The 4,810-nt window shown below is 62.5% G+C and carries 4 protein-coding genes and 1 pseudogene; all 5 read left to right on the forward strand.

Translation table 11 applies throughout. The features are described 5' to 3' along the window. Window positions 1-879: iron-containing alcohol dehydrogenase (locus EOC06_RS32715; RefSeq protein ID WP_128309738.1), on the forward strand; the 879-nt coding region annotated here is incomplete at its 5' end. Between the two features lie 16 nt (window positions 880-895). Next, complete coding sequence (locus tag EOC06_RS32720) at window positions 896-2,377, forward strand: NAD-dependent succinate-semialdehyde dehydrogenase (RefSeq protein WP_128309739.1); 1,482 nt, start codon at window positions 896-898, stop codon at window positions 2,375-2,377. A 10-nt stretch (window positions 2,378-2,387) separates the two neighbouring features. Then, entirely contained in the window at window positions 2,388-3,212 is an 825-nt protein-coding gene (locus EOC06_RS32725) for an alpha/beta hydrolase (protein WP_164898866.1), read from the forward strand. Window positions 3,213-3,605: 393 nt separating this feature from the next. Next, window positions 3,606-4,559, forward strand: coding sequence for an ABC transporter permease (locus tag EOC06_RS32730; protein WP_245470287.1), 954 nt, complete (start codon window positions 3,606-3,608; stop codon window positions 4,557-4,559). 35 nt (window positions 4,560-4,594) lie between these two features. After that, a pseudogene (locus EOC06_RS32735) lies at window positions 4,595-4,810 on the forward strand (sugar ABC transporter substrate-binding protein); the annotation flags it as partial.

The raw sequence follows: 4,810 nt of genomic DNA on the forward strand, positions 1-4,810 counted from the left end.
CTCCAGGACTATTACGGGGAGTTCAAGGTGCCGGGTCCGACACTGCCGCTGATCGCCGTGCCCACCACGGCCGGCACCGGCTCCGAGGTGACGCCGGTCGCGGTGATTTCCGACCCGGACCGGACGCTCAAGGTGGGCATATCGAGCCCTCACCTTATCGCCGCCGTCGCTCTGTGCGATCCCGAGTTGACAATGACCTGTCCGCCTGGCCTGACCGCGATCGCCGGCGCTGACGCGCTGACCCATGCGATCGAGGCCTTCACCGCCATGCGGCGCGGTGAAGACCCCAATCTGCCGCAACAGCATGTCTTCATCGGCAAGACTGCGCTGACCGACCATTTCGCGTTGCTCGCGATAAAACTGCTTGGCCGGAGCCTGGAGAAAGCCTGCAGCGACGGCACCGATGCCGACGCGCGCGCCGATGTCATGATGGGCGCGCTGGCGGCGGGCTGCGCATTCGGCACCGCCGGCACGGCGGCGGCGCATGCCGTGCAATACCCGGCAGGCGCCCTCACCCACACCGCCCATGGTTTGGGCGTGGCGACAATGATGCCTTACGTGATGACCTATAACAGCCGCGTCGCCGCTCACGAGATGGCAGAGATCGGCGCGGCACTTGGCTTGGAGACCAAGGCCAGAACCGCCGCCGAGATGGCAGCCGCCACAATCGAGGAGATCAGGCGATTGTTCGCGGCGATCGGTATTACGCCGACACTGGCGGATTTAGGCCTCCCCGCCGATAAGCTTGACTGGACCGCCGAGCAAGCGCTCGGCATCGACCGCCTGATCAAGAACAATCCGCGTGCCTTCGATCTCGGCACGATGCGACGCCTCGTCCAGGCTGCCCATGACGGCGACCTCGCCGCCTGCGTTATGTGAAAAACGGAACAAAGCGATGAATTTGAAGGCTCAGCAACTCGACCAGGATGGCTATGACGTGCGCGGTTTTTCGCACGGACTTTACATCGACGGCACCTGGCGACCGTCCTCCGACGGTCGGCTCATCGATGTCGTCGATCCCTCCTCCGGGGCGGTGATCGCGGCGGTTCCCGATGCGACGGTCGAGGACGCCACCGCCGCCGTCGAGGCGGCGGCCAAAGCAGCTAAGGGATGGCGGGAAACTGCGCCGCGCAAACGCTCGGAAATCCTTCGGCGTTGTTTCGAACTGATGGTCGAACGCTCGGAAACGCTTGCCATGCTGATCTCGCTGGAGAATGGCAAGGCGCTGCGCGACGCGCGCGGCGAAGTGGCGTACGCCGCCGAGTTCTTCCGCTGGAATGCTGAGGAAGCGGTCCGGATCACCGGTGAATTCGGCACTGCGCCATCCGGCACCAACCGGATCGTGGTCGATTATGAGCCGATCGGAATCTGCGTGCTGATCACACCGTGGAATTTTCCGGCCGCGATGGCGACCCGCAAGATCGCGCCGGCGCTGGCGGCAGGCTGCACTGTCGTCCTGAAGCCGGCCAGTGAAACACCGCTGACGGCCTATGCGCTGGCGGCACTCTACAGCGAAGCCGGCGTGCCTGCCGGCGTCGTCAACGTGCTGACCACGACCAGTCCCGGGCCGCTGACTTCGGCCATGCTCGCCGATCCACGCGTCAGGAAACTGTCCTTCACGGGGTCGACGGGTGTCGGCCGAACCTTGCTCGGCGAGGCTTCAAAGCATGTCATTTCCTGTTCGATGGAACTCGGCGGCAATGCCCCGTTTGTCGTTTTCGACGATGCCGATCTCGACGCCGCCCTCCACGGCGCGATGATCGCCAAGATGCGCAACGCCGGCGAAGCCTGCACCGCTGCCAATCGCCTCTATGTGCAATCGGGAATCTATGATGCTTTTGCCGACGGGCTCCGCAAGCGCATGGCGGCACTTAAGGTGGGAGCGGGTCCGAATGCCGACACCGAATGCGGGCCGATGATCACCAGAAAGGCTGTCGACAAGATCGACCGCCTGGTCAAGGACGCGGTGGGCCGGGGAGCCAAGGTGCTTTGCGGCGGGTCGATTTCGGAGGAAGAAGGATTCTTCTATCCGCCCACAGTGCTGTCCGATGTGCCGCCCGACGCGGAGATGGCGCACGAGGAGATTTTCGGCCCGGTAGCACCCATCACACGCTTCGACACCGAGGCCGAGGCGATCGCACATGCTAACAACACGGAATATGGCCTGGCCGCTTACATATACACACGCGATATTGGACGCGGCATGCGGGTGGCGTCCGGGATCGAGGCCGGCATGATCGGTCTCAACCGGGGACTGATGTCGGATCCGGCCGCACCATTCGGAGGCGTCAAGCAGAGTGGCCTTGGCCGCGAAGGCGGCCAGCACCACGGCATCGCCGAGTTCATGGAGGCTAAATATATTGCCGTCACCTTCTGAACCGGCAGTCATGTCAAAGGATGCTTTTCGCACGCGCGACCATGTGGCCGACTTTGACGATATCGTGGCCGACATAGTAAGCCGCAGCGCCGAAACCCGGGCGACCCTGCCAATGTCGGCTGATATCGCCTATGGCGAGGGCAAGGCCGAAAGGTTGGACCTCTTCTTTCCGCCCGGCGCGCGCAGGGATCTTCCCGTGCACATCTTCATCCATGGCGGCTACTGGCGCATGTTCTCCAGGAGCGACTATTCTTATGTAGCGAACACAGTCACCAAAGCTGGGGCGATCGCGGTCATCGTCGACTATGCGCTGATGCCCGAATTCAGGATGGCGGCAATCGTCGCCCAGGTCCGGCGCGCCAAACAATGGGTGCTGGACAATATAGCCGCTCATGGCGGTGACCCGGCCCGGCTAAGCGTAAGTGGTCATTCGGCGGGCGCACACCTGGCCACATTCCTGTTCGAAAAGACGCCAATGCCATCGCGCATACGTGCGGCGCTGCTGCTAGGCGGCCTTTACGACCTCAAGCCCCTTCAGACGTCCTTCCTCCAGCCGCTAATCGGAATCACCGATGAGGAGGCAGCTGCCTTCACCCCAATGACGCGGTGGCATGACCCGGAGACGGCAGCGACCATTCTCGTGGGAGATCAGGAAACGTCACCTTTTCACCAGCAGGCCGCCGACTTCGTAAAGCGCTTGCGCGCGCAGGGGCACCTTGTCTGCGACCTCCGCCTGAATGACCGAAACCACATGAACAGCGTGCGTGATCTGGGCATCAGCGGCACACAATCTGGCGATTGCCTGATGGCGATGATCGAGGGAAACTGCCTATAGGACGGAACCTGGGGAAGCAGAGCCGCTTGACTGCCGGGCCAGACACTCCCGTCACTCAAGAAAGTACCGTCACGGGATCGCGGCACGCTACCGGCATCGGACTGAGCTTAGCGGCAGGTGAAATCCGGCAGAGGACACAAGCGACGATTCCTCATCCTCTTTCTCCACACTGACGAACTGCACAGCGCATCAGAAAATCGAAATTGCCCCTGCCGCCCTGAGTCGCGATGGTCTTAACGCAAGCAGCCGGCTTAGGGCTGTGGAGGAAACGTCGTCGCGGCAAAGCCCCTGGGGCAAGGCCGCTTTGGCACGCCGCTGGTTCAAACCGGCAGCGAGGGAGGAACTGACTTGGCTGGTTCGGGCAAATCCGACACCGCGCGCTTGGGCATCAAAATGTCCCAGGAACTCGTCGTCGGCGCGATCTCGGCCGTCCTGTTCCTGGTGTTCTCGGCGACGCTCAACAATTTCCTGAGCCAAGGCAACATCCTTGCCATTCTCAAGAATGTCTCGATCCTCGGCACGCTGGCCATCGGCATGGGGTTCATCGTCGTCGGGCGCGGCATCGACCTGACCATGGTGGCGGTGATGGTGGTCGGCGTCGCCTTCAGCATTTGGATCTCCACCTGGGGCGTCGACTTCACGCTGGCCATCATGTGCGGCGCCATCCTGGTCGCGGTCATCGGCCTGTTCACCGGCGTCATGGTGGCAGTGGCCGAAATTCCGCCGATCTTCGCCACCCTTGCCATCGCATCCTCGGTCTACGGCTCTGGCCGCATCGTCTTTGCGTCCGACGTGCTCTATGCCCCCTCCGATATTGGCTGGCTGAAATTCGTCGGCAACGGAACCATCTTCAGCATCCCGATGTCGGTGATCATCTTCGCGGCTGTGGCCGCGCTCATGGGTTTCTTCCTGAGGAAGACCCGCTTCGGCCGGCTGGTCTATGCCACTGGCGACAACCCGAACGCGGCCCGCACCACCGGGCTACCGACGCGCCCGATCATCGTGACGCAATATGTCATCAGCGCCCTCATTGCCTATACCGCCGGCATCATCATGCTGGGGCTGGTCACCGGCATCGACACCCGCCTCTACAATTCCAGCCTGATCTACGACGTGCTGCTGGTGGTCGTGTTGGGCGGCATCGGCCTCTCCGGTGGCCAGGGCGGCGTACGCAACGTCATCGTCGGCACCATTCTGGTCGGCATCCTGACCAACGGGATGACGATCCTGAACTTCAGCTACACCAGCCAGAACCTGATCAAGAGCGTGATCCTGCTGGGCGCGCTGGCGATCGACGCCATCATCAATCCGCGCGACGAGCAGACCTCGCAAAGCGGCGACATCTGAAACAAGAACCGAGACATAAATCTGGGAGGAGAAACATGAAATTGTTCAAGAACTGCCTGTTCGCGGGCATGACAGCGCTCGCGCTGCTGGGCGCGGCGAAAATCACCACGGCGCAGGAAACCGACCAGGTCGGCCGCTCCACGTATCTCGAGGCGCTCAAGGGCAAGAAGGTCATCTTCGTGCCGATCTCACAGGGCATGGACCTCAACCAGGCATGGGTGGTGGTGTGGCAGCGTCACGCGGCACGCTAC

Source organism: Mesorhizobium sp. M7A.F.Ca.MR.362.00.0.0 (genome assembly GCF_004023175.1).
Taxonomy (GTDB): domain Bacteria; phylum Pseudomonadota; class Alphaproteobacteria; order Rhizobiales; family Rhizobiaceae; genus Mesorhizobium.

Coding starts and splice junctions, on each gene's coding strand:
- EOC06_RS32725 (WP_164898866.1), top strand. CDS start 2,388: ATGTCAAAGGATGCTTTTCGCACGCGCGACCATGTGGCCGACTTTGAC.
- EOC06_RS32720 (WP_128309739.1), top strand. CDS start 896: ATGAATTTGAAGGCTCAGCAACTCGACCAGGATGGCTATGACGTGCGC.
- EOC06_RS32730 (WP_245470287.1), top strand. CDS start 3,606: ATGTCCCAGGAACTCGTCGTCGGCGCGATCTCGGCCGTCCTGTTCCTG.